We start from the raw sequence: 21,798 nt of genomic DNA, 5'->3' as shown, positions 1-21,798 counted from the left end.
CCGCCCCATGCCCGCCCCACCCGTGTCCCCGTGCCCCGCCACCCACGCCGATCTGCCCGGATGGTGAGGGAGCGCACGACGGTCCCGGCCCGCGCGCGGCTGCCCGCTACGCCCGTTCCTGCCCGGGGCCGCCCTGCCCCTGCCTGCCGATGCGCCCCAACTCGACCTGGAACCAGTCGAGGCGGGCCTGTAGCAGGGCCGCCTCGGCGGCCAGCTCGGGCAGCCCGACGTCGGCGGCGGCGACGGGGGTGGCGGGGCCGGGCACGAAACCCGGCACGGGACCTGGCGCGGAACCCGGCGCCGAACCCGGCACGGCACCGGCTGCGGAACCGGCCGCGGAACCCTCCCCGCCGGGAGCCGTCGCGGGCGCCGGAAGCACCCGCAGCCCCTCCCCCGCCACCGCCGCGAACCGCGGCAGACTCACCGCCGTGCCGCCACCGCCGCGCCCGCACGCGCCGCACACCGCTTCGAGGGCGCGCCAGCCCGGTCTGCCCCAGCCCGCGTCCGCGAGGCCTGTGGCCGCCACGCCGCAGCCGCACGGCTGCACGGTGAGGGCCCGCACCCGCTGGCGCGCGTAGCGAAAGCCCTTCTCGAAGCGGATGTAGGCACCGAGCACGGCCACTTCGAGCAGGACGGCCCCGCGGTGCTCGGCGGTGCACAGGAGCCCTTCCGCCGCCGAGCGCTCGTGCACGCAGTGGAAGCCGCAGTCGCAGCGCCGGTGCGGTGCGCGGTGCCGCCGACCGTAGGCGCAGTGGGCCTCGTCGAGCGCTCCGTAGGGCAGGGAGCCGCCCAGCGAGACGCCGGTGAACCCGGCCCGGGTGCCGTCCTGGGAGAGCACCGGGTAGGCGATCTTGTATCCGGTGGGCGGCTCCGTGAGGCGTTCCTCGGGAAGCCGTAACCTCATCGGCCGGCCGGCACCCCGACCTGGACGGGAGCCGGCTCCGCGGCCGCCGGGGCGGGTTCGGGCACGGTCTCCGCGGCCCCCGGCGGGAACTCCGGCCGATCGGCCTGCCGCTCCTGCGGCCTCTCCTCGGCGATTCCGGTGGCGACTGCCCTGCCCAGCCTCATGGTGCCTCCTGTGAACGACCTGTGGACGTCCCGGCGTCTGCGCGTCCGGCTCCCGCCATGGTGACGCATTTCCGTGCGAGTGGGTACGGTCTCTCACGGGTTCGCCCCCGCATCTCACAACCCTGCCGACCGGCATCTCGTAGGACTGCCGACCGGAACCTCCTAACACCGCTGACCGTCATCTCGTAGCACCGCTGACCGGCACCTCGTAGCAGAATTAAGTGGAGCTTCACTCCCGGCGGGCCGAGACTTCCCTCATGACCGCTGCTCCTCTGCCTCCCACGGTGCCTCCCACGGTGCCCCCCACGGCCTCCACAGCGCGTGCCGTACCCGCCGCCCCGTTCGGCCGCGCCCTGTGCGCGATGGTCACGCCTTTCACCACCTCCGGCGCCCTCGACCTCGACGGCGCCCAGTTGCTCGCCGACCGTCTCGTCGCCCAGGGCTGCGAGGGCCTGGTCCTCTCCGGCACCACCGGTGAGTCACCGACGACGTCCGACGCGGAGAAGGCCGCGCTCGTGGAGGCCGTCAGGGAGGCGGTCGACGGCCGGGCCTCGGTCGTCGCGGGCGTCGGCAGCAGTGACACGGCGCACACCGCCGAACTCGCCCTGCGGGCCGAGAAGGCGGGCGCGGACGGTCTGCTCGTGGTCACGCCGTACTACAGCAGGCCGCCGCAGGAGGCGGTCGAGGCGCACTTCCGCGCGGTCGCCGACGTGTCGGGCCTGCCGGTGGTCCTGTACGACATCCCGGGCCGCACCGGCACCCGCGTCGAGCCGGACACGATGCTGCGGCTCGCGGACCACCCGCGGATCGTGGCGGTGAAGGACTGCGCGTACGACCTGCTCGGCTCCGCGAAGGTGATGGCCAACTGCGACCTCGCGTACTACACGGGCTGCGACGAGTTCGTGCTTCCGCTGTACGCGCTCGGCGGCGCCGGTTACATCAGCACCGTCGCGAACGTGGCGCCGCGCAGCCTGCGGGCGATCGTGGACGCGTACGACGCGGGCGACACGGCGGGGGCCGCGCGCGGGCAGCGGCAGCTCACCGAACTCATCGAGCTGATGATGGCGTCGGGCCTGCCCGGCGCGGTCACGGCGAAGGCACTGCTCGACGCCCTCGGCCTGCCCGCGGGCCCGGTCAGGGCGCCGCTGCTGCCCGCCGGCCGCGAGGCGGTCGACGGGCTGCTCGCCGCCTACGAGGCGCTTGGCGGGGCGCTGCCCGCGGGGGCGGTTCAGCGGGTCGTGAGCATCGGCGACCGGACGCCCCTGTAGCCCTCGTGCCGCGCACGCCCCTGGCGACGTACGCGGGCGTGCGCCGCTATGCCTGGTCCCGCGAAAACCCCCCGGACTTCGTCCACTTCAGCGTGTCGCCGCCCCGCTTGAACGTGACCTGCTTGCCGGAGGGCGACACGAGGGCCTTCTCCCAGCCGTCGAAGTCCTTGGTGAGGTGGCGGTTCCACTGGGTCAGGCTGCCGGTCGCGACGGCGGCGACGGACTCCGTCGGGGGTTCGCCGTCGGCGCAGTAGGTGCCGAAGTCGGCGATGGCCGCGACGGTGGTGGCCCTGGCCCTGAGCGTGATGCCCTGGCAGGCCTCGGACTTGGCGCGGTGCACGACGGCGGGCTTGGACCAGCCGCGCTCCTCGGGGCTGTAGTCCTGGACGTAAAGGCGCTTGTCCCGCAGGTGGTGCATGGCCACGCGGCGGCCGTCCGCGAGCCTCACCTGGGACTCGAAGGGGCTGGGGCTGCCGCTCCAGGGGATGTCGCTGTGCCGGAGCTCGTGGGTGTGCCCGCCCGCGGCCTCCCGGTCCGTACCGTCGCGCTCCGCCGCGTCCCTGCCCAGGCTCTGCCCGCTGCCCGCGAGCAGAACGGCCACGGCAGCGGCCCCCGCGGCCAGGGCGCGTAACCCGGCGACCAGGGCACGTGACCCCGTCTTGTACATGTCGATCTCCCTCCGGCTGCGCGCAGCATACGCACGGAGGGCGCCCCTCCGGTGCCGGAGGGGCGCCCTCGATACAGAGGCGTGACCGGGCGGGCGCGCGGCGGCCCGGGCGGGTCAGTTGTGGCTGTGCAGCACGTCGTTGAGGCCGCCCCAGACCGCGTTGTTCGGGCGGGCCTCGACGGCGCCGGTGACCGAGTTGCGGCGGAAGAGGATGTTCGACGCGCCGGACAGGTCGCGGGCCTTCACGATCTCCCCGTCGGGCATCGTGACGCGCGTACCCGCGGTGACGTACAGGCCCGCCTCGACGACGCACTCGTCGCCGAGCGCGATGCCGACACCGGCCTCGGCGCCGACGAGGCAGCGCTCGCCGATGACGATGCGGACGTTGCCGCCGCCGGAGAGGGTGCCCATGGTGGAGGCGCCGCCGCCGATGTCGGAGCCGTCACCGACGACGACGCCCGCGGAGATGCGGCCCTCGACCATGGAGGTGCCGAGGGTGCCGGCGTTGAAGTTCACAAAGCCCTCGTGCATCACGGTGGTGCCCTCGGCGAGGTGCGCGCCGAGCCGCACGCGGTCGGCGTCGCCGATGCGCACGCCCTTGGGGGCGACGTAGTCCGTCATGCGCGGGAACTTGTCGACGGAGGTCACCGCCAGGTGCAGGCCATCGGCGCGGGCGTTCAGGCGCACCTTCTCCAGGTCGTCGACGGCGACCGGGCCGAGCGAGGTCCAGGCCACGTTGGCGAGCAGCCCGAACATGCCGTCGAGGCTCTGGCCGTGCGGCTTGACCAGGCGGTGGCTGAGCAGGTGCAGGCGCAGGTACACGTCGTGCGCGTCCAGCGGCTTGTCGTCCAGGGACGTGATGACCGTGCGTACGGCGACGACCTCCACGCCCCGGCGGGCGTCGGGACCGATCGCCTTCGCGGCGCCCGCACCGAGCAGTTCCACGGCGCGCTCGGCGGAGAGCCGCTCGCTGCCCGCGGGGCCCGGCTCGGCGACGAGCTCGGGCGCGGGGAACCAGGTGTCGAGAACGGTGCCGTCGGCGGCGAGGGTGGCGAGCCCGGCGGCAACGGCGCCGGTAACGCGAGGAGCAGTCGTATCGGTCATGGGGGAAACCTAACCGGGGCGGGGGCGCGGAGGCGAACCGGTGACGGGGGGGCGTCTCAAGCGCCAGGCGTCCCGGCCCGCGCACCGGCGACTTCCCGGCCCACGCCGGTGGCTTCCCGGTCCGCACCACTGGTCTCCCGGCCGGCACCGGTGGCCTCCTGACCTGCACCAGTGGTCTCCCGGCCAGCACTGGTGGCCTCCTGACCCGCACCAGTGGACTCCCGGCCCGCGCCACGGATCGCGGGACCCGGTCCCGGCTCCGTGCCCGGCTCCGGGCGCCGCTCTCCCTCGCCCCGCCGCCCGGCCGCGAGGCCCCGCCGCCCGGCCGCGAGCACCACGGCTCCCGCGACCCCGGCAAGCACCGCGCACACCGGCCACAGCGCGCCCGGCGCCACCGTGTACAGGGCGCCTCCGAGCGGCGCCGCGAGCACCACGCCGCTCACGGACACCCCCGAGTACAGGCTCTGGAACCGCCCCTGCACATGGGCGGGGGCGTGGTCGGCGACGTATGCCGTGGCCGGGGTCTTGTACAGGATCTCCCCGGCGGTGAGCAGCACCATCATGGCGACGGCGGTCCCCACGCCCACGCCGAACGCGAGTACGCCGTACCCGGCGCCGACGAGCAGCACCCCGCCTCCGATGATCAGCAGCGGCCGCCGCCCGCGGAGCGCCAGCGTCACGGGCAGTTCAAGCAGCAGGATGAGGCCGCCGTTGACCGCGAGGAGCCAACCGTAGAACCCGGCGTCCAGGCCGTGCCGGCCGAGGTCGGTGGGGAGCGTCGAGTACTGCTGTCGGTAGACGAGGTCGGTCACGAGGATCACGGCGAGCAGCGTCATGACGGAGGGCCGCCGCCGCAGACACGCCCAGAGCCCGGGCCCGGCGGGGGGACCCTCTCCGGCGGTGCGCCGGGTTCCGCGCGCGGGCAGCACGCGCGCGGCGTACCCGGCGAACACCAGCGTCCCGATGCCGTCGACGACGAACAGCACGCCGTACGAGAAGTGGGCGATGACCAGCGCCCCGAGCGGGGGCCCCACCGTGAAACCCGCGTTGGCGGCGAACCGCATCACCGCGAAGCCCTGGCGGCGCGTGCCCTCCGGCACGGTCACCGCGACCAGCGCCGCGTTGGCGGCCCGTACACAGCCGCCCGCGTACTGGCTGAGCACCGGCACGACGTACAGCAGGGCGAGCGGCAGCACCGGCAGCGCGAGCACCCCGGCACCGCCGAGCAGCGAGCCGACGAGCAGCACGCGCCGGTGCCCGTAGCGGTCACCGAACCAGCCGCCGGTGAAGTTCCCCGCGACCTGCCCGGCACCGCCGATACCGCTGACCAGGCCCGCCTGCGCGACGGACAGACCGCGTTCGTGCGTCAGGTACACGAAGAAGTAGACGAAGGTGAAGGCCACCACCATGTTGAAGAACTGGCCCGCGGCGAGCAGCCACACGGTCCTCGGTACGTCGCGCAGCCCGCGCAGCATGCCACCCCCGGAGTACTAGTAAGTTCCTTTTGGGAACGGACTATGGCAGCATGCGAAGCTCCGGGTCAACGCCCCATCGGCCCGGGGAGAGTGTGAGGGACATGCCACGGCGGACGAGCCTCGGCGACGCCCACTGCGCCATCGCACAGGCGCTGGACGTCGTCGGCGACTGGTGGACCCTGCTGATCGTGCGGGACAGCGCCCGCGGGGTGCGGCGTTTCGACGACCTCCAGCGGGAGCTCGGCCTGTCCCGCAAGGTGCTCGCCGAACGTCTGCGGCTGCTCGTGGACGCCGACGTGCTGGCCCGAGTGCCGTACCAGGAGCGCCCGCCACGCCACGAGTACCGGCTCACCGCGCGCGGCAAGGCCCTGCTGCCGGTCCTGATCGCTCTGCAGGACTGGGGGGACACCTGGGTGTTGGGAGAGGGCGAGATGACGGCGACAGCACCGGCGAAGGTCTCGGCGGAGGCGCGGCGCGTCCATGAACTGATCGGCACGCGCGTGCCGGAACTGCGGCTGCCCAGGGACGAGGGCGAACCGGCGGACCCGGTGGCGGACGCGCCGTTCACGGTCCTGTACTGCTTCCCGGGCGCGTATGCCCGGAAGGACGCCTATCCGCCCGACTGGTCCGCGATCCCCGGCGCCCCGGGCTGCACCCTGGAGTCGTGCACGTACCGCGACCGCCTCGCCGAGTTCACGGCGGCGGGGGCGGCGGTGCGCGGGGTGTCGACCCAGCGACCGGACGAGCAGCGGGCGTTCGCCGAGAAGGAGGGGCTCCGCTTCCCGCTCCTGTCCGACGCGGAACTCACCCTCGCGGCGACCCTGCGCCTGCCCACGTTCCGCGCCGCGGGCGTGAGCCGTCTCAAGCGCCTGACCCTGATCGTGGACGCACAGCGGGTCGTCAGGGACGTCCAGTACCCCGTCACGGACGTGACGACGAGCGTCGAGGAGGCACTGCGGACCGTCAGCCGTCTGCGGGGCGAGGAGGACTGACCTTCGCGACGGCACGGCGGCCGTCAGCCGTCTGCGGGCCGAGGAGGACTGACCTCCATGGGCGGACCAGCCTCCGCGGCGGCACTGCGAGCCGTCAGCCGCTCGCGGGCCGAGGAGAGTCGGACTTCGCCGCGGCCAGAACCCGCCGGAGCATCTCCCGCGTGTACGCCTCGTCGTACTCCGCGCCCGTGAGCAGCACCTGGAGACAGATCCCGTCCATCATCGCGACCATGCCCCGCGCGGTGACGGGGTCCGTCCGCTCCCGCAGGACCTCGGCGACCCCCTCGCACCACTCGGCGGCCACCGGACGCAGGGCGGGGCGGCGCAGGGCGGCCAGATACAGCTCGTACTCCAGCTCGATCCCCTCCCGTCCCCCCGCGGCCCACTCGCCGAGCAGCGCCGCGAGCTCGGCGGGCAGGTCGGCGTCCGGGTCCCGGAGCACGCCGCGCTCCCGCACGAGTTGCGCGAACCCTTCGTTGGACTGCCGCAGCGCGGCCACCAGAAGGTCGTCGAGGGTCCTGAAGTGGTACGTGGTCGACCCGAGCGGCACATCGGCCTCGGCGGCGACGGAGCGGTGACTGAGGCCGGCGATGCCCTTACCGGCCGCGACCCGCATCGCCGCGTCGATGATCCGCTGCCGCCTCTCGGGGTCGTAGCGCCTGCCCATCAGTGGGCCCCGCCCAGGTTCAGGACGACGACGCCCGCGATGACGAGCAGGATGCCGGAGATCTTGACCAGGTTCGTCGACTCCCCGAGGAACAGCATCCCGATGACGGCGACCGCGGCGGTCCCGACCCCCGCCCAGATCGCGTAGGCCGTACCCACCGACAGCGTCTTCAGCGTCTGCGCGAGCAGCGAGAAGGCCAGCAGATACCCCGCGACGGTCAGCAGCGACGGCCAGAGCCTGCTGAATCCCTCGCTGTACTTCATGGCCGTCGTCCCGGCCACCTCCGCCGCGATGGCCGCGGCCAGCAGTCCGTATCCCATACGTACAAGCGTACACAACGATGCGTACGACTGTACATATGCAGGCGCATACGAAAGGGCCCGCACCGGTGGGTGCGGGCCCTTTCGGGGTGCTCGGCGGCGCTTCGCGCGGGCGGGGTCAGACGTTGAACCCCAGCGCCCGCAACTGCTCGCGGCCATCGTCCGTGATCTTGTCCGGGCCCCACGGGGGCATCCAGACCCAGTTGATCCGCAGCTCGTTGACGATGCCGTCCGTCGCGGACTTCGCCTGGTCCTCGATGACGTCCGTCAGCGGGCAGGCCGCGGACGTCAGCGTCATGTCGATGGTGGCGATGTTGGCGTCGTCGACGTGGACGCCGTAGATCAGGCCCAGGTTGACGACGTCGATGCCCAGCTCGGGGTCGACGACGTCGTAGAGCGCCTCGCGGACCTCCTCCTCGGATGCGGGCTTGGTCGTGAGGGTCTCGTTCTCGCTCATGCCGTCTTCCTTTCGGCCTCGGCGGCCTCGACGTCGGCGCCCAGTGCCTGCGCCGTCGCGTCCTTCCACGCCATCCAGCTCAGCAGAGCACACTTGACGCGCGCGGGGTACTTGGAGACACCGGCGAACGCGACCGCGTCCTCCAGGACCTCCTCCATCGCGTCGTCCGGCTCCAGCTTGCCCTTGGACTGCATCAGCTCCAGGAACACGGCCTGGATCCGCTGCGCCTCGGCGAGCTCCTTGCCGACGAGCAGGTCGTTGAGCACGGAGGCGCTGGCCTGGCTGATGGAGCAGCCCTGGCCCTCGTAGCTCACGTCCTCGATGCGGGCGCCGTCGTACTTCACCCGCAGCGTGATCTCGTCGCCGCACGTCGGATTGACGTGGTGCACCTCGGCGTCGCCGGGGCGAAGACCGCGCCCGTGCGGGTGCTTGTAGTGGTCCAGGATCACGTCCTGGTACATCGAATCCAGCTTCACACCAGCCAGCCCCTCAGCCGAAGAAGTTCCGTACGTGCTCCAGGCCGTCGGCGAGGGCGTCAATCTCGCCGGGCGTGGAGTACAGATAGAACGACGCTCGCGTGGTCGCGGGAATTCCGTACCGCAGGCAGACGGGGCGGGCGCAGTGGTGGCCGACCCGGACCGCGATGCCCTGCTCGTCGAGGACCTGGCCCACGTCGTGCGGGTGGATGTCGCCGAGCGTGAAGGAGATCGCGGCGCCGCGCTCCTCGGCCGTCGCCGGACCGATGATCCTCAGGTCGGGGACCTCAAGGAGGCGCTTGATCGCGTACTCGGTGATCGCCTGCTCGTGCTGCGCGATCCTGTCCATGCCGATCGAGGTCAGATAGTCCACCGCCGCGCCCAGGCCCACGGCCTGCGCCACCGGCGGGGTGCCCGCCTCGAACTTGTGCGGCGCCGGGGCGTACGTCGACGAGTGCATCGACACCGTCTCGATCATCTCGCCGCCGCCGAGGAACGGCGGCAGGTCCTCCAGGAGCTCCTGGCGGCCCCACAGCACGCCGATGCCCGTCGGGCCGCACATCTTGTGGCCGGTGAAGGCCACGAAGTCGGCCTGGAGGGCCTGTACGTCCATCGGCATGTGCGGCGCGGCCTGGGAGGCGTCGATCAGGACCAGGGCCCCGACCTCCTGGGCGCGGCGCACGATGGCCTCGACCGGGTTGTGGGTGCCCAGGATGTTGGAGACGAGCACAAAGGAGACGATCTTCGTCTTCTCCGTGATGACCTCGTCGATGTTCGACAGGTCGAGCCTGCCGTCGTCGGTGAGGCCGAACCACTTCAGCTTCGCGCCGGTGCGCTGCGAGAGCAACTGCCACGGCACGATGTTGGAGTGGTGCTCCATCTCCGTGATGACGATCTCGGTCTCGTGGTCCACGCGGTAGGGCTCGTCGGCCCAGCCGAGCATGTTGGCCACGAGGTTGAGCGACTCGGAGGCGTTCTTGGTGAAGATCACCTCGTCGCGGCTCGGCGCGTTGATGAACTCCGCGACCTTGTCACGGGCGCCCTCGTACAGCGCCGTGGCCTCCTCGGCGAGGACGTGCACACCGCGGTGGACGTTGGCGTTGTGCTGTTCGTAGTACTCGCTGAGCACGTCGATGACCTGGCGCGGCGTCTGCGACGTCGCCGCGTTGTCCAGGTACACCAGCTTCTTGCCGTCGTGGAGCGTGCGCTCCAGGATGGGGAAGTCCTTGCGGAGCGCCTCGGTGTCGAGGAGGCCGGGCAGCCCCTGGTGGGCCACTGTCACGCTGATACGCCACCCTTCGTGTATGCCTCGTAGCCCTCGGCCTCCAGCTTGTCGGCCAGCTCGGGGCCACCCGACTCGGCGATGCGGCCGTTCGCGAAGACGTGCACGAAGTCGGGCTTGATGTAGCGCAGGATGCGCGTGTAGTGCGTGATCAGGAGCGTGCCGACCGTACCCGTCTCGCGGAGGCGGTTGACGCCCTCGGACACCACGCGCAGGGCGTCGACGTCCAGGCCGGAGTCGGTCTCGTCGAGGATCGCGATCTTCGGCTTGAGGAGCTCCATCTGGAGGATCTCGTGGCGCTTCTTCTCACCGCCGGAGAAGCCCTCGTTCACGTTGCGCTCGGCGAAGGCGGGGTCCATCTGGAGCGCGGCCATCGACTCCTTGACCTCCTTCACCCAGGTGCGCAGCTTGGGGGCCTCGCCGCGGATCGCCGTCGCCGACGTGCGCAGGAAGTTGGAGACGGAGACGCCGGGGACCTCGACCGGGTACTGCATGGCGAGGAACATGCCGGCGCGGGCCCGCTCGTCGACCTCCATCTCGAGGACGTCCTCGCCGTCGAGGGTGACGGTGCCCTGGGTGATCGTGTACTTGGGGTGGCCCGCGACGGAGTAGGCGAGGGTCGACTTGCCGGAGCCGTTCGGGCCCATGATGGCGTGCGTCTCGCCCTGCTTCACGGTCAGGTCGACACCCTTGAGGATTTCCTTGGTGCCGTTCTCGACCTCGACGGTCACGTGCAGGTCGCGGATTTCAAGCGTTGCCATGGGTGCCTCAGGACTCCTGGGTGACGGAGGCGCGTACGTCAACGAGAACGCTGCCCCCTTCGATCTTTACGGGGTATACGGGGACGGGTCGCGTCGCGGGCAGGCCCGACGGCTTCCCGGTACGCAGGTCGAAGGCGGAGCCGTGCAGCCAGCACTCGATCTGGCAGTCGTCCACCTCGCCCTCGGAGAGGGAGACGTTCGCGTGCGAGCAGATGTCGTGGATCGCGAACACCTCGCCCTCGGTATGGACGACCGAGACCGGCGTGCCGTCGAGTTCCACCCGCTTCGGGGTGTCCTCCTCCAGCTCGCTCAGGTCACAGGCGCGTTCGAATGCCATCAGACGGACGCCTCCAGCTCCTCGTCGATCTTCACGAGGAGGCGCTCCTCGATGTCGTCGACACCGATCTGCTGGACCAGCTCGGCGAAGAAGCCGCGCACGACGAGGCGGCGTGCCTCCTGCTGCGGGATGCCGCGCGCCATCAGGTAGAACAACTGCTCGTCGTCGAACCGGCCGGTGGCGCTCGCGTGCCCGGCGCCGACGATCTCACCGGTCTCGATCTCCAGGTTCGGCACGGAGTCGACGCGGGCGCCGTCCGTCAGGACGAGGTTGCGGTTCATCTCGTAGGTGTCGGTGCCCTCGGCCTTGGCCTCGATGAGGACGTCACCGATCCACACGGCGTGCGCCTGCTCGCCCTGCAGCGCGCCCTTGTAGACGACGTTGGACTTGCAGTGCGGGACGTTGTGGTCGACCAGGAGGCGGTGCTCCTGGTGCTGGCCCGTGTCCGTGAAGTACAGGCCGAACAGCTCCGCCTCGCCGCCGGTGCCCGCGTACGTCACCCGGGGGTGCAGGCGCACGAGGTCGCCGCCGAAGGTGACCACGAAGGACTTGAAGGTGGCGTCCCGGCCGATCAGGGCGTTGTGCTGGCCGACGTGCACGGCCTTGTCGTCCCAGTCCTGTACGGAGACGACGGTCAGCTTGGCGCCGTCGCCGAGGACGTAGTCGACGTTGGCCGCGAGCGCGGCGTCGCCGGTGTGGTCGATCACCACGACGGCCTCGGCGAAGGCGCCGAGCTCGATGAGCTGGTGGCCGTAGGCGACCCCGCCCTCGCCGTGCACGGCGATGCGGATCGGCTCGGTGAGCACCGTCTCCTTGGGGACGGTGACGACACCGGCCTCCTTGAACGCGGAGTAGGCCTGGGCGGCGACGCGGTCCACGGGGACGCCCGCCTTGCCGAGCCGCGCGTCGTCACGGCCGACGGTCTCGACGACGACGGCCTCGGGGGCCTGGATGTCGATCTTCACACCGCCGCCGGTGGCGACCGCGGTGCCGTCGTGCAGCCCGCGGAGGCGCTCCAGCGGGGTGAACCGCCACTCCTCCTCGCGGCCGTGCGGCACCGGGAAGTCCGCCACGTCGAAGGACGGGGGCGCGCTCATGCGCGTGGCGACGGTCGACTCGGCGGCCACCGCGATCTGGCCCGCGGTGGTGGATCCCAGCGAGGGGGGTCCCCCCTGTCCGAGCGAAGTCGAGGACTTGGGGGCGTTCTGAGCCTCAGCCATGGCTGTCGGTCTGCTCTCTTCCTGCGTCACTACGTCGAGAAATCTGGCGGCTGCTTACGGGGGGCGGGTCTAGCCGACCGCGCCTTCCATCTGCAGCTCGATCAGCCGGTTCAGCTCCAGGGCGTACTCCATGGGCAGCTCCTTCGCGATGGGCTCGACGAAGCCGCGCACGATCATCGCCATCGCCTCGAACTCGGTGAGACCGCGGCTCATCAGGTAGAAGAGCTGGTCCTCGGAGACCTTGGAGACGGTGGCCTCGTGGCCCATGGACACGTCGTCCTCGCGGACGTCCACGTACGGATACGTGTCGGAGCGGGAGATGGTGTCGACGAGCAGCGCGTCACAGAGCACGTTGGACTTGGAGCCCGCGGCGCCCTCGCCGATCTCGACCAGACCGCGGTAGGAGGTGCGGCCACCGCCACGCGCCACGGACTTCGACACGATGTTGGACGAGGTGTTCGGCGCCATGTGGACCATCTTGGAGCCGGCGTCCTGGTGCTGGCCCTCGCCCGCGAAGGCGATGGAGAGGGTCTCGCCCTTGGCGTGCTCGCCCATCAGGTAGACGGCGGGGTACTTCATCGTCACCTTGGAGCCGATGTTGCCGTCGATCCACTCCATGGTCGCGCCCTCATAGGCCACGGCGCGCTTGGTGACCAGGTTGTAGACGTTGTTCGACCAGTTCTGGATCGTCGTGTAGCGGCAGCGGGCGCCCTTCTTGACGATGATCTCGACGACCGCGGAGTGCAGGGAGTCCGACTTGTAGATCGGCGCCGTGCAGCCCTCGACGTAGTGGACGTAGGCGTCCTCGTCGACGATGATCAGCGTCCGCTCGAACTGGCCCATGTTCTCCGTGTTGATGCGGAAGTAGGCCTGGAGCGGGATCTCTACGTGCACGCCCTTCGGCACGTAGATGAAGGAGCCGCCGGACCACACGGCGGAGTTCAGCGACGCGAACTTGTTGTCGCCGACCGGGATGACCGTGCCGAAGTACTCCTTGAAGAGCTCCGGGTGCTCCTTCAGGGCCGTGTCGGTGTCCAGGAAGATGACGCCCTGCTCCTCCAGGTCCTCACGGATCTGGTGGTAGACGACCTCGGACTCGTACTGCGCGGCGACACCGGCGACGAGGCGCTGCTTCTCCGCCTCGGGGATGCCGAGCCTGTCGTACGTGTTCTTGATGTCCTCGGGCAGGTCCTCCCAGGACTCCGCCTGCTTCTCCGTGGAGCGCACGAAGTACTTGATGTTGTCGAAGTCGATGCCGGAGAGGTCCGAGCCCCAGTTCGGCATGGGCTTCTTCTCGAACAGGCGCAGGCCCTTGAGACGGAGCTTGGTCATCCACTCCGGCTCGTTCTTCTTCGTGGAGATGTCCCGGACGACGTCCTCGTCGATGCCGCGCTTGGCAGAGGCACCAGCCGTGTCGGAGTCGGCCCAGCCGTATTCGTACTTGCCCAGGCCCTCGAGCTCAGGGTGGGCAGTCTCCGTGGGGAGAGTCATGCGGGGTTCCTCCCGGCCGTGCTTGCAGAAGTGTTGGCAGTGGTGTCTGTGACCGCAGGGGGCTGCGGGGCCGCCTTCGGGATGTACGTCGTACAGACGCCGTCTCCGTGGGCGATGGTGGCGAGCCGCTGGACGTGGGTCCCGAGGAGCGCGGAGAAGATCTCCGTCTCCGCCTCGCAGAGCTGTGGAAACTGCTCGGCCACGTGCGCGACGGGGCAGTGGTGCTGGCAGAGCTGCTCGCCCACCGGCGCGCTGCGCGCCGTAGCAGCGTACCCGTCGGCGGTCAACGCCTTCGCCAGGGCGTCGGTGCGCTGCTCCGGGGGAGCGGCTTCGACGGCCTGGCGATACGCCTCGGCCTGCTCGACGATGCGGGCGCGGGCGAATTCCGCGACCGCCGCCTCGCCGTGGGTCAGGGCGATCCAGCGCATGGCGTCGGCCGCGAGCTTGTCGTAGGACTGGTCGAAGGCGTCACGGCCGCAGTCCGTCAGCGCGAAGACCTTGGCCGGGCGGCCTCGGGTACGCGCGCCGTAGACCCGCTTCTCGCGGCCCTCGACCACGTTCTCCTGGACCAGGGCGTCCAGATGGCGGCGGACCGCGGCCTGGGTCAGGCCGAGCCGCCCCGCGAGGTCCGCGACGGTGGACGGGCCGTGGTCCAGGATGGAGCGCGCGACGCGGTTGCGGGTGGACCGCTCACCGGTCGCGAGCTCTTCCTGCGGAGCCCTCACGGGGGCCTCCCGAGCCTCGCCAACGTTTTTCACAACGCCATTGTTGCGTAATTCCTCAGAGCCTGACAACCCGCGTCCGGATCCGTGTTCGGTGCCGTGTGTCACTTAGGTTCACCTAAGCTGACCTGGGAAAAGATCTTTGATCGATCAATTCGGTGGCGCGTCCCCCTACCGTCCTGAAGACTCCCGGAACATGTCGACACCCCCTCTCACCGGGCCTTTGTGTACGCGTGACTCGCTCACGCAGGAGCTGAGGGCCCTCGGTCTGCGACCCGGCGACACCGTGCTCGTCCACACCTCGCTCAGCTCCCTCGGCTGGGTCAACGGCGGCGCGGAAGCGGTCGTCCGCGCCCTGCTGGACTGTCTGGGTGAAAACGGGACGCTGGTGGTACCCGCCCACTCCAGCGACAACTCCGACCCCGCCGAGTGGCAGCACCCGCCCGTGCCCGCCGAGTGGTGGCCAGCCATCCGCGAGACGATGCCCGCGTACGACCCGCGCACCGCCCGCACGCGCGGGGTCGGCATCGTCCCGGAGACCGTGCGCACCTGGCCGGGCGCCGTCCGCAGCGCCCACCCGCAGACCTCCTTCGCGGCCGTCGGGCCCCGCGCGAAGGCCCTGATGGACGGCCACGCCCTGGACTGCAGGCTCGGTGAGCGCAGCCCGCTCGCCCGCCTTGAGGCCGCCGGGGCGCGCGTCCTGCTCCTGGGCGCGGGCTTCGGCTCCTGCACCGCCTTCCACCTGGCGGAGTACCGGCTTCCGGCGCCGCCGCTCGTGGAGAACTCATTCGCCGTCATGACGGCCGAGGGCCGCCGCTGGATGACGGTGCGCGAGCCCTCGATCAGCGAGGACCGCTTCGACGAGCTGGGGGCGGACTTCGAGCGGGAGCGCCCGGTGGCGCGCGCGGCGGTGGGGGCTGCGACGGGCCGCCTCTTCCCGCTGGCCGAGGCGGTGGCGTACGCGCGGGTGTGGCTGCCGCAGCATCGGCCGCGGGGTGCCCCGTAAGGGGCGCGGGGCCGTGCCGGTGTGCGGCTCCGCCGCGTGAGCGCGGTCAGCGCGCGACAAGCCGCATACGCGCCTGCCGAGAAAGGCGCAGACGCGTCTGCGGGTATCGCGTGGCTGGTCGCGCAGTTCCCCGCGCCCCTTACGGGGCACCCCCCCAGGCCGGGACGGGGCGCCCCCCGGACGAGGGTTGCGCGGTCCTCTCTAGACTTCCCGGCATGGGAAATGAGTCCGTCGTCCAGGCCAAGGGTCTGGTCAAGCGGTACGGGACAAAGACCGCGGTCGACGGCCTCGACCTGGACGTCCGCGCGGCCGCCGTCACGGCGGTCCTCGGCCCGAACGGCGCCGGCAAGACCACCACCGTCGAGACCTGCGAGGGCTACCGCAGGCCGGACGCGGGCGAGGTCCGCGTCCTCGGCCTCGACCCGGTCCGGGAGGCCACCGCGCTGCGGCCCCGCATCGGCGTGATGCTCCAGTCCGGCGGCGTCTACTCCGGCGCCCGCGCCGACGAGATGCTGCGCCACGTGGCCAAGCTGCACGCCCACCCCCTGGACGTCGACGCGCTCATCGAGCGCCTGGGCCTCGGCTCCTGCGGCCGCACCACCTACCGGCGTCTCTCCGGCGGCCAGCAGCAGCGCCTCGCGCTCGCCATGGCCGTGGTGGGCAGGCCCGAACTCGTCTTCCTCGACGAGCCGACCGCGGGCCTCGACCCACAGGCCCGCCGGGCCACCTGGGGCCTGGTCCGCGACCTGCGCGCGGACGGCGTCTCGGTGATCCTCACCACGCACCACATGGACGAGGCCGAGGAACTCGCCGACGACGTCGCGATCATCGACGCGGGCAAGGTCATCGCCCAAGGCAGCCCCGAGGAGCTGTGCCGCGGCGGCGCCGAGAACACGCTCCGCTTCACCGGCCGCCCAGGGCTCGACGTCGCCTCCCTGCTCAAGGCCCTGCCACCGGACTCCGCCGCCGCCGAGCTCACCCCCGGCGCCTACCGCGTCAGCGGCACCGTCGACCCCCAGTTGCTCGCCACCGTCACCTCCTGGTGCGCCCAGCACGGCGTCATGCCGGACCGGATCTCGGTCGAACGCCACACTCTCGAAGACGTCTTCCTGGAACTCACGGGCAAGGAGCTGCGGTCGTGACCAGCACCACCGGCACATCGGGCACGCCCGGAACGTACACGCCCAAGCCGGGCGCCGCCCCGCTCCCCCGCATGATCGGCGCGCAGGCCGCCCTCGAGACGAAGATGCTGCTGCGCAACGGCGAGCAGTTGCTGCTCACCGTCGTCATCCCGACGCTCCTGCTCGTCCTGTTCAGCGCGGTCGACATCGTGGACACCGGCGACGGCAAGGCGGTCGACTTCCTCGCCCCCGGCGTCCTCGCCCTCGCCGTCATGTCGACGGCCTTCACCGGGCAGGCCATCGCGACGGGCTTCGAGCGGCGGTACGGCGTGCTGAAGCGGCTCGGCGCCTCGCCGCTGCCGCGCTGGGGCCTGATGGCCGCCAAGACGCTGTCCGTCCTGGTCACCGAGGTGCTCCAGATCGCGCTGCTCACCGCGATCGCCTTCGCGCTCGGCTGGTCGCCGCACGGGAACCCGTTCGCCGTCCTGCTGCTCCTCGTCCTCGGCACCGTCGCCTTCTCCGGGCTCGGCCTGCTGATGGCAGGCACCCTCAAGGCGGAGGCGACCCTGGCCGCCGCGAACTTGGTCTTCCTGCTCCTGCTGGTCGGCGGCGGCGTCATCGTGCCGCTCGACAAGTTCCCCGGCGGCGTCGAGTCGGCGCTCGGCCTGCTGCCCATCTCGGCGCTCTCCGACGGGCTGCGGGACGTGCTCCAGGACGGCGCGTCGATGCCGTGGGGCGACCTGGGGATCCTCGCGGTGTGGGCGGTGCTCGGGCTCGGGGCGGCGGCGCGATTCTTCCGCTGGGAGTAGCGCTTGCGCTGCGGGGCCAGGCGGAAGTCACGTAACCGGCGTCACAGATGGACCGGATACGTCCCCCTCGTGAAGCCGTGCACAAGCGGCCCCCTACGATGGGGCCGTGCCAAACGTGACCCGGGCCGAACTGGCTCAAGCAGCACGCAATCCGCTCGCCTTCATCGCGGAACGCTGGACCCCGACCGATCGGACCGTCCGGCGCGCGGTGCTCGCCTCGCTCGTGATGACGGTGGTCATCGTGGTCACCGGCGGCGCCGTCCGGCTCACCGGGTCCGGGCTCGGCTGCCCGACCTGGCCCAAGTGCACCGACGACTCCCTCACCGCGACCCATGAGATGGGTTTCCACGGCGTCGTCGAGTTCGGCAACCGCATGCTGACGTACGTGCTGTGCGCCGCCGTCGGCTGGGCCATCATCGCCGTGCGCTCGCAGAAGCCGTGGCGGCGCAGCCTGACCCGGTACGGGTGGGCCCAGTTCTGGCTGGTCATGGGCAACGCGGTGCTCGGCGGCATCGTCGTGCTCGTCGGCCTCAACCCCTACACCGTGGCCGCGCACTTCCTGCTCTCCACCGCCCTGATCGCGGTCGCCACGTCGATGTGGCAGCGCACGCGGGAAGGCGACGCGGAGCCCCGCCCGCTCGTCGGCAAGGCCGTCGCGCAGCTCGTGTGGGTCATGGTCGGAGTCTCGGTGCTGCTCATCGCCATGGGTACGGTGGTGACCGGCGCGGGTCCGCACGCCGGTGACTCCAGCGACGTACCGCGCATGAACGTCGGCGCGGTGGGCCTGGACTGGGAGGGCGTGACCAAGCTGCACGCCGTCCTCGCTTGGATCGTGGTGACGCTGACGTTCGCCCTGTGGTTCGTCCTGAAGGCGGTGGACGCGCCCCCCGGGCCGCTCGCCCGCACCCGGGACCTGTTCCTGATCCTGCTCGCGCAGGGCGTCATCGGCTACGTCCAGTACTTCACGGACCTGCCCGAGGCGCTGGTGGCGGCGCACATGCTGGGGTCGTGCCTGGTGTGGATCGGGGTGCTGCGGGTGCTCCTGTCGCTGCGCGAGCGGCCGACGGTCGCGCCGGGGGTCCCGGCACCGGCGGACCCGGCGCTCTCCACGGTCTGAACCCACCTCCCGCTCGCGGCGGTCTGAACCCACCTCCCGCTCGCGGCGGTCTGAACCCACCTCCCGCTCGCGGCGGTCTGAACCCACGTCCTGCTCGCGGCGGCCCGGTCTACTCCTCCGCCAGTCCGTAGACCCGCTCCGCGTTCCCCGCCGCGAGCAGCCCCGCCACGCGCTGCGCGTCCGTCAGCGACCACGCGCCGTCCGCGACCCAGGTGCCGAGCACCCGCCCGAGTGCCTCCCTGAACAGGTGCGCGCCCACCACATGCAGCTCGGGCAGTCCGTGCGCGCCGCTGGAGAACAGCAGCTTGCCGAAGGGGGCCAGCTCCAGGATCTCGGCGAGGACGGCCGCGGCCCTGGCCCCGGTCCGTACGAGCGCGGAGCCGAGGTCGGCGTACACATGCGGGAAGACACCCGCGAGATGGGCCGCCGCCCGGTGGTGCGGATAGGTGCCCAGGAGCACCAGATCGGTGCCGAGCCCGGCCGTGGCGCGGGCGAAGTCCTCGAAGGAGCCCTCCGGGTCGGCGGCACCCGCGTGCAGTTGCAGGGGCAGTCCGGAGGCCACGGCGATCCACAGCAGGTGCCGCAGCAGCACCGGGTCCGCGAGCTCGCCGCCCACCTGCCGTCCGGCCAGCCACCGCCCCGCCGCCCCGCGCACCTCGCCGGGCCCCGGCGGTTCGGCGGCGAGCGCCCGGCGCCCGCGCGCCCCCGCGACGGAGACGAAGGCCACGGCCCCGTTCGCGGCGCCGTGCACGGACTCGGCTAGGTTGGCGAGGAAGCAGTCGACCGTGCCGGAGGTGTCGGCGACCTGCTCGGCGAGGAGTTCCAGGCGGACGATCTCATGGGCGTCCGCCGCCCCGGCCGACGCCAGCTCACCGGGCCCTGTCAGGTCGCCGGGCAGACCGGTGTCGACGAGGTACGTCGTGATGCCGCTGCCGCGCAGCAGCAGCCGGCCCGCCTCCAGGACCCCGAGCTCGCGGCGGCGCGCGAGGTAGCGGGCGGGCGGACAGTGCGGTTCCAGACCGAGCAGCGGCGGACACCAGCGGCGCACGGCGAAACCCGTCTGGGTGTCGAAGAAGGTGGTGCCGGGGGCGGGCGGGCCCTCGCCCCGGCCGAGATGGGCCTCGAAGGTGCCGAGCCCCAGCTCCGTCCGCAGGACGCCGTGGCAGTGCTGGTCCACCAGGGACGGCGTTTCGATCATCCTGGCTCCCCTGCGTGGACCGTGTTCGTCTGGGTTCCGCAGAGCTCCTCAGAGCTCCTCAGAGTCCCTCAGCGTTCCGCTGTGTTCCTCTGTGTTCCTCTGTGTTCCCACGGTCCTAACGGGCGATCCCGGCATCAGGTGTTGCTCGCCGTGCCGCTCGGGGCCTTCCCCGCGCGTGTCTCAGCCGTTCGCCGGGCCGCCGACCTGGATGCCCGCCATGCGCGTCCACTCATACGGTCCGGTCTTCACCTTGGCCGCGAACTCGCCGTCGAAGTCCTCGTGGACGGTGATGCCGGACCGCTCCACGGCGCTCGTCGCGATCGCGTGGGTCGGCGCCACGAGGTCGCCCCAGTTGCCGTCCGCGCCGACGAGGACGATCCGCGCGCCCCGCTCGCCGATATAGGCGACCTGGCCCTCGGCCCCGCCGTGCTTCCGCGCGAACGTCGTGATCGCCTTGGCGAGCTTGGCGGCCGTGCGGTCGGCGCGGGCGGCCTCCTTGTCGGGCTTGCCGCTCGCAGCGGCCTTGTCCGTGGGGGCCGCGGCCTTGTCCGTGACGGTTTCGTCCGTGGCGGTGGCCTTGTCCGTGACGGTTTCGTCCGTGGCGGCGGCCTTGTCCGTGGCGGCCTTGTCCGTGGCGGTCCTGTCCGTGGCGGCGGTGTCCTGCTCCGCGCTCTGGTCCGTGCCTTGCTCCGTGTCAGCCATGGCACAGGATGCTACCGACGGGTAGATCGTTCGGCGACGCCCGGGTGACGTGGTCTCGGCCACGGTACGCCCGGAGTCGGCCCCCGGTCCGTGCGTACGTTCCGCCGCGCGCTGCCCCGTGGTAGGACCGGGGAACATGACCGGTCTGCTGATCGACGAGGTCTTCCGGTCCGCCGCGGGAGCGCACCCGCACCGCCCTGCCGTGGTGTGCGGGGATCGCGCACTCCGCTTCGCGGAGCTGGACGCGGCGGCCGACCGGGCCGCCGGGCGCCTGCGGGCGTGCGGTGTCCGGCGCGGCGACCGCGTCGTCTGCCTGACGGGCGACCTGTTCGCCGCGCTGCCGCTGTTCGCCGGGGCGGCGCGGGCCGGTGCGGTCTTCGTCCCGCTGGACCCCCGGGACCGGGGCGCGGCCTCCGTCCCTGTCGTACGGGCTGCGGCACCACACCTTGTCGTGACGGACGGGCCGTGGGCGGAGGCGCAGGTCGGGGCGGGGGCGCGGCTCGCCGCCGCGGTCGGGGCCCAGCACCTCGCACTCCCGAAACAGGAGGAACTCCTCGTACCGGTGCAGGAGGGACTTCACGTACCGATGCAGGAGGGATCTCATGTACCGGCACAAGAGGAACTTCTCGTACCGGCATACGAGGCCGCAGGGGTCGGGAAGCCCTGGGGCGGGCTGCCGCGACAGCCCGCCGGACGGTCACCGTCCGAGTCCGACGCCCACCTCATCCTGTTCACCGGCTCCGCCCCGCGCCCGCGAGGCATCGTCCTCTCCCACCGCGTGAGCGCCCTGCGCACCCACCCGGGGTGCAGGCCCGAGCCCCCTGGCACCCTGGTGTGCGGCTTCCCGCCGGGTCACCCGGCGGCCTGGACGGCCGTCCTGCGCCAGTGGCAGACCCGGGGCACCGTGGTCCTGCCCGCGGAGCCGGGCCCGGCGGCGGTCTGTGCGGCCGTACGTGAGCACAGGGCCACCCGTCTGACGGGCCCGCCCGACGTGTGGTGGGCCGTCCTGGACACGGCTCCCCACCAGTTGGCCCCCTTGCGCCTCGCCGTAGTGGAGGCGGCGGCTCCGGCCGACACGCCCCCGCAGTTGCTCGAAGCCATCCGCACCGCCACCCCCGCCGCGCTGGTACGCGCCGTCCTCGGCACCGCCGAGACGGGCGACATCGCCACGCTCGACCATGCCGACGTCCGCGCAAGGCCGGGTAGCTGCGGCTCGCCCGCGCCGGGTGTCGGGGTGCGGTTCGTGGACGGCGAGCTGTGGGTGCGCGGCCCGGCGCTGTTCGACGGGTACTTCGGGGACGCGAAGGCCACGGACGCGGTGCTCAGGGACGGCTGGTTCCGCACCGGCCGCACGGCCCGGCGGGACACGGACGGCTACCTGTATCCCGGCCCGGAAGCGGAACCGGTGGCGGAAGCGGAACCGGAAGCCGGACCGGAAACGGAAGCCGGACCGGAAACGGAAAGCGGGCCGGAAGCGGAAAACAGAGCGGCCCCGCCGTCCTGAGGACGACGGGACCGCTCACCGCTCGTACGGGAAC

At 71.9% G+C, this 21,798-nt stretch carries 23 protein-coding genes and 1 pseudogene; 7 read left to right on the top strand and 17 right to left on the bottom strand.

The window, feature by feature from the left end:
* Positions 1 to 106: 106 nt before the first annotated feature.
* Positions 107 to 904: a hypothetical protein gene (locus tag IG78_RS0119135; protein ID WP_030564771.1), complete on the bottom strand. Its 798-nt coding sequence runs from the start codon at positions 902 to 904 to the stop codon at positions 107 to 109.
* Positions 901 to 1,068, bottom strand: coding sequence for a hypothetical protein (locus IG78_RS50175; RefSeq protein ID WP_169749702.1), 168 nt, complete (start codon positions 1,066 to 1,068; stop codon positions 901 to 903). The genes IG78_RS0119135 and IG78_RS50175 overlap by 4 nt, the downstream gene beginning before the upstream one ends.
* 257 nt (positions 1,069 to 1,325) lie before the next feature.
* Here IG78_RS50175 and dapA point away from each other — a divergent pair, with 257 nt between their 5' ends.
* Entirely contained in the window at positions 1,326 to 2,336 is a 1,011-nt protein-coding gene (gene dapA / locus IG78_RS0119125; protein ID WP_225882225.1) for a 4-hydroxy-tetrahydrodipicolinate synthase, read from the top strand.
* A gap of 46 nt (positions 2,337 to 2,382) precedes the next feature.
* Here the strand turns inward: dapA and IG78_RS51390 are convergent, their stop codons facing one another.
* The 3 genes from IG78_RS51390 to IG78_RS0119110 form a co-directional block, all read right to left on the bottom strand.
* The gene (locus tag IG78_RS51390; protein ID WP_225882224.1) at positions 2,383 to 3,003 is read right to left on the bottom strand and encodes a hypothetical protein; all 621 of its coding nucleotides are present in this window, start codon (positions 3,001 to 3,003) and stop codon (positions 2,383 to 2,385) included.
* 114 nt (positions 3,004 to 3,117) lie between these two features.
* Complete coding sequence (gene dapD, locus IG78_RS0119115; RefSeq protein WP_030564765.1) at positions 3,118 to 4,107, bottom strand: 2,3,4,5-tetrahydropyridine-2,6-dicarboxylate N-succinyltransferase; 990 nt, start codon at positions 4,105 to 4,107, stop codon at positions 3,118 to 3,120.
* Between the two features lie 56 nt (positions 4,108 to 4,163).
* The gene (locus tag IG78_RS0119110; protein WP_078965577.1) at positions 4,164 to 5,582 is read right to left on the bottom strand and encodes an MFS transporter; all 1,419 of its coding nucleotides are present in this window, start codon (positions 5,580 to 5,582) and stop codon (positions 4,164 to 4,166) included.
* 101 nt (positions 5,583 to 5,683) lie between these two features.
* Here IG78_RS0119110 and IG78_RS0119105 point away from each other — a divergent pair, with 101 nt between their 5' ends.
* The gene (locus IG78_RS0119105) at positions 5,684 to 6,574 is read left to right on the top strand and encodes a winged helix-turn-helix transcriptional regulator (RefSeq protein ID WP_030564761.1); all 891 of its coding nucleotides are present in this window, start codon (positions 5,684 to 5,686) and stop codon (positions 6,572 to 6,574) included.
* A gap of 94 nt (positions 6,575 to 6,668) precedes the next feature.
* Here the strand turns inward: IG78_RS0119105 and IG78_RS0119100 are convergent, their stop codons facing one another.
* The 10 genes from IG78_RS0119100 to IG78_RS0119055 all read right to left on the bottom strand — a co-directional run bounded on the left by IG78_RS0119100 (position 6,669) and on the right by IG78_RS0119055 (position 14,343).
* Positions 6,669 to 7,241 carry a TetR/AcrR family transcriptional regulator gene (locus IG78_RS0119100; RefSeq protein WP_037686317.1) on the bottom strand — a complete coding sequence of 191 codons (573 nt, stop codon included), beginning with the start codon at positions 7,239 to 7,241 and terminating at the stop codon, positions 6,669 to 6,671.
* Positions 7,241 to 7,561 carry a DMT family transporter gene (locus tag IG78_RS0119095; RefSeq protein ID WP_030564759.1) on the bottom strand — a complete coding sequence of 107 codons (321 nt, stop codon included), beginning with the start codon at positions 7,559 to 7,561 and terminating at the stop codon, positions 7,241 to 7,243. The genes IG78_RS0119100 and IG78_RS0119095 overlap by 1 nt, the downstream gene beginning before the upstream one ends.
* Positions 7,562 to 7,679: 118 nt before the next feature.
* Entirely contained in the window at positions 7,680 to 8,018 is a 339-nt protein-coding gene (locus tag IG78_RS0119090) for a metal-sulfur cluster assembly factor (protein ID WP_030564757.1), read from the bottom strand.
* Complete coding sequence (gene sufU / locus IG78_RS0119085; RefSeq protein ID WP_030564755.1) at positions 8,015 to 8,494, bottom strand: Fe-S cluster assembly sulfur transfer protein SufU; 480 nt, start codon at positions 8,492 to 8,494, stop codon at positions 8,015 to 8,017. Before sufU ends, IG78_RS0119090 begins: the two co-directional genes overlap by 4 nt.
* Positions 8,495 to 8,507: 13 nt before the next feature.
* A complete protein-coding gene (locus IG78_RS0119080; protein ID WP_078965575.1) occupies positions 8,508 to 9,776 on the bottom strand; it encodes a cysteine desulfurase in 1,269 nt (422 codons plus the stop codon).
* Positions 9,773 to 10,537: a Fe-S cluster assembly ATPase SufC gene (gene sufC / locus IG78_RS0119075; RefSeq protein ID WP_030564751.1), complete on the bottom strand. Its 765-nt coding sequence runs from the start codon at positions 10,535 to 10,537 to the stop codon at positions 9,773 to 9,775. The genes IG78_RS0119080 and sufC overlap by 4 nt, the downstream gene beginning before the upstream one ends.
* Before the next feature lie 7 nt (positions 10,538 to 10,544).
* Positions 10,545 to 10,874 (bottom strand): non-heme iron oxygenase ferredoxin subunit, encoded by a 330-nt coding sequence (locus tag IG78_RS0119070; RefSeq protein ID WP_030564750.1) that lies wholly within the window; start codon positions 10,872 to 10,874, stop codon positions 10,545 to 10,547.
* A complete protein-coding gene (gene sufD / locus IG78_RS0119065; RefSeq protein WP_030564748.1) occupies positions 10,874 to 12,094 on the bottom strand; it encodes a Fe-S cluster assembly protein SufD in 1,221 nt (406 codons plus the stop codon). The genes IG78_RS0119070 and sufD overlap by 1 nt, the downstream gene beginning before the upstream one ends.
* 69 nt (positions 12,095 to 12,163) lie before the next feature.
* Positions 12,164 to 13,585 (bottom strand): Fe-S cluster assembly protein SufB, encoded by a 1,422-nt coding sequence (sufB, locus tag IG78_RS0119060; protein ID WP_030564746.1) that lies wholly within the window; start codon positions 13,583 to 13,585, stop codon positions 12,164 to 12,166.
* Positions 13,582 to 14,343, bottom strand: coding sequence for a helix-turn-helix transcriptional regulator (locus IG78_RS0119055; RefSeq protein WP_037686315.1), 762 nt, complete (start codon positions 14,341 to 14,343; stop codon positions 13,582 to 13,584). The genes sufB and IG78_RS0119055 overlap by 4 nt, the downstream gene beginning before the upstream one ends.
* 160 nt (positions 14,344 to 14,503) lie before the next feature.
* Between IG78_RS0119055 and IG78_RS0119050 the strand changes: the two genes are divergently transcribed.
* The 4 genes from IG78_RS0119050 to IG78_RS0119035 all read left to right on the top strand — a co-directional run bounded on the left by IG78_RS0119050 (position 14,504) and on the right by IG78_RS0119035 (position 18,360).
* Complete coding sequence (locus IG78_RS0119050) at positions 14,504 to 15,313, top strand: AAC(3) family N-acetyltransferase (protein WP_030564742.1); 810 nt, start codon at positions 14,504 to 14,506, stop codon at positions 15,311 to 15,313.
* Positions 15,314 to 15,528: 215 nt separating this feature from the next.
* Positions 15,529 to 16,455, top strand: coding sequence for an ABC transporter ATP-binding protein (locus IG78_RS0119045; RefSeq protein ID WP_030564740.1), 927 nt, complete (start codon positions 15,529 to 15,531; stop codon positions 16,453 to 16,455).
* A 71-nt stretch (positions 16,456 to 16,526) separates the two neighbouring features.
* Positions 16,527 to 17,243, top strand: coding sequence for an ABC transporter permease (locus tag IG78_RS0119040; protein ID WP_051852759.1), 717 nt, complete (start codon positions 16,527 to 16,529; stop codon positions 17,241 to 17,243).
* Between the two features lie 106 nt (positions 17,244 to 17,349).
* Positions 17,350 to 18,360, top strand: coding sequence for a COX15/CtaA family protein (locus IG78_RS0119035; RefSeq protein WP_030564736.1), 1,011 nt, complete (start codon positions 17,350 to 17,352; stop codon positions 18,358 to 18,360).
* A 109-nt stretch (positions 18,361 to 18,469) separates the two neighbouring features.
* Here the strand turns inward: IG78_RS0119035 and IG78_RS0119030 are convergent, their stop codons facing one another.
* Positions 18,470 to 19,558: an amidohydrolase family protein gene (locus IG78_RS0119030; protein WP_030564734.1), complete on the bottom strand. Its 1,089-nt coding sequence runs from the start codon at positions 19,556 to 19,558 to the stop codon at positions 18,470 to 18,472.
* A 180-nt stretch (positions 19,559 to 19,738) separates the two neighbouring features.
* Positions 19,739 to 20,053 (bottom strand): annotated as a pseudogene (locus tag IG78_RS0119025) (hypothetical protein); the annotation flags it as partial.
* A gap of 343 nt (positions 20,054 to 20,396) precedes the next feature.
* Here IG78_RS0119025 and IG78_RS0119020 point away from each other — a divergent pair.
* The gene (locus IG78_RS0119020; RefSeq protein WP_030564730.1) at positions 20,397 to 21,764 is read left to right on the top strand and encodes an AMP-binding protein; all 1,368 of its coding nucleotides are present in this window, start codon (positions 20,397 to 20,399) and stop codon (positions 21,762 to 21,764) included.
* Positions 21,765 to 21,798 lie beyond the last annotated feature (34 nt).

The sequence above is a fragment of the Streptomyces aureocirculatus genome (genome assembly GCF_000720475.1).
In the GTDB taxonomy this organism is placed as follows: Bacteria; Actinomycetota; Actinomycetes; order Streptomycetales; family Streptomycetaceae; genus Streptomyces; species Streptomyces aureocirculatus.
Note: the sequence above shows the minus strand (reverse complement) of the source record. Positions and strands in the feature narration are given on the sequence as shown.

Coding starts and splice junctions, on each gene's coding strand:
- sufB (WP_030564746.1), bottom strand. CDS start 13,585: ATGACTCTCCCCACGGAGACTGCCCACCCTGAGCTCGAGGGCCTGGGC.
- IG78_RS0119030 (WP_030564734.1), bottom strand. CDS start 19,558: ATGATCGAAACGCCGTCCCTGGTGGACCAGCACTGCCACGGCGTCCTG.
- IG78_RS0119105 (WP_030564761.1), top strand. CDS start 5,684: ATGCCACGGCGGACGAGCCTCGGCGACGCCCACTGCGCCATCGCACAG.
- IG78_RS51390 (WP_225882224.1), bottom strand. CDS start 3,003: ATGTACAAGACGGGGTCACGTGCCCTGGTCGCCGGGTTACGCGCCCTG.
- dapA (WP_225882225.1), top strand. CDS start 1,326: ATGACCGCTGCTCCTCTGCCTCCCACGGTGCCTCCCACGGTGCCCCCC.
- IG78_RS0119095 (WP_030564759.1), bottom strand. CDS start 7,561: ATGGGATACGGACTGCTGGCCGCGGCCATCGCGGCGGAGGTGGCCGGG.
- IG78_RS0119050 (WP_030564742.1), top strand. CDS start 14,504: ATGTCGACACCCCCTCTCACCGGGCCTTTGTGTACGCGTGACTCGCTC.
- IG78_RS0119090 (WP_030564757.1), bottom strand. CDS start 8,018: ATGAGCGAGAACGAGACCCTCACGACCAAGCCCGCATCCGAGGAGGAG.
- sufD (WP_030564748.1), bottom strand. CDS start 12,094: ATGGCTGAGGCTCAGAACGCCCCCAAGTCCTCGACTTCGCTCGGACAG.
- IG78_RS0119100 (WP_037686317.1), bottom strand. CDS start 7,241: ATGGGCAGGCGCTACGACCCCGAGAGGCGGCAGCGGATCATCGACGCG.
- IG78_RS0119135 (WP_030564771.1), bottom strand. CDS start 904: ATGAGGTTACGGCTTCCCGAGGAACGCCTCACGGAGCCGCCCACCGGA.
- IG78_RS0119045 (WP_030564740.1), top strand. CDS start 15,529: ATGGGAAATGAGTCCGTCGTCCAGGCCAAGGGTCTGGTCAAGCGGTAC.
- IG78_RS50175 (WP_169749702.1), bottom strand. CDS start 1,068: ATGAGGCTGGGCAGGGCAGTCGCCACCGGAATCGCCGAGGAGAGGCCG.
- IG78_RS0119020 (WP_030564730.1), top strand. CDS start 20,397: ATGACCGGTCTGCTGATCGACGAGGTCTTCCGGTCCGCCGCGGGAGCG.
- dapD (WP_030564765.1), bottom strand. CDS start 4,107: ATGACCGATACGACTGCTCCTCGCGTTACCGGCGCCGTTGCCGCCGGG.
- IG78_RS0119040 (WP_051852759.1), top strand. CDS start 16,527: ATGATCGGCGCGCAGGCCGCCCTCGAGACGAAGATGCTGCTGCGCAAC.
- sufC (WP_030564751.1), bottom strand. CDS start 10,537: ATGGCAACGCTTGAAATCCGCGACCTGCACGTGACCGTCGAGGTCGAG.
- IG78_RS0119110 (WP_078965577.1), bottom strand. CDS start 5,582: ATGCTGCGCGGGCTGCGCGACGTACCGAGGACCGTGTGGCTGCTCGCC.
- IG78_RS0119070 (WP_030564750.1), bottom strand. CDS start 10,874: ATGGCATTCGAACGCGCCTGTGACCTGAGCGAGCTGGAGGAGGACACC.